Here is a 588-nt window from a genome sequence, read left to right as displayed (position 1 = left end):
CAGCCGTGCTCGGTGGGTCTACGTCTACCTGCTGCTGGAATTCCAGTCGCGTAGCGATCGCTACATGGCGCTGCGCCTGATGTCCTATCTGTCGTTGCTCTATCAGGATCTGCTGCGCCAGAAACCCGGCGACGGGCGCGCTTTGCCGCCGGTGCTGCCGATGGTGCTGTACAACGGCCCTGGGCGCTGGACCGCTCCGCGCGAGATGAGCGGGCTCATCGACAGCGTCCACCGCGGATTGGCGCGCTACCGGCCTGAACTGCGCTACTTGCTGTTAGACCAGGCGGAACTTGGCGAGGCGGCCCTGCCGGTGGACAATCTGGCGGCCACGTTCTTCCGGCTGGAGCGCAGCCGCGATCCAGCCGGACTGGTGGAGGCGCTGGGCGATCTGAACCGCATCGCGGCCTCGCCGGCGATGACGGAGGTGCGCCGGGCCTTCACGGCATGGCTGCGCCAGGTGCTGCTGCCGGCGCGGCTGCCCGGTGCTACGATTCAAGGGCTCGAAGACATTCAGGAGATACGAACCATGCTCGCCGAACGCGTCATCGACTGGACCAGGCAGTGGAAACAGCAGGGCCTGGAGGAAGG

At 66.5% G+C, this 588-nt stretch carries 1 protein-coding gene; it reads left to right on the top strand.

The window, feature by feature from the left end; genetic code table 11:
- Positions 1-588, top strand: a 588-nt coding sequence (locus ABD927_RS24490) for an Rpn family recombination-promoting nuclease/putative transposase (RefSeq protein ID WP_345252506.1), incomplete at both ends; no start/stop codon positions are given.

The organism is Pigmentiphaga soli (assembly GCF_039541095.1).
GTDB classification, from domain to species: Bacteria; Pseudomonadota; Gammaproteobacteria; order Burkholderiales; family Burkholderiaceae_B; genus Pigmentiphaga; species Pigmentiphaga soli.
Note: the sequence above shows the minus strand (reverse complement) of the source record. Positions and strands in the feature narration are given on the sequence as shown.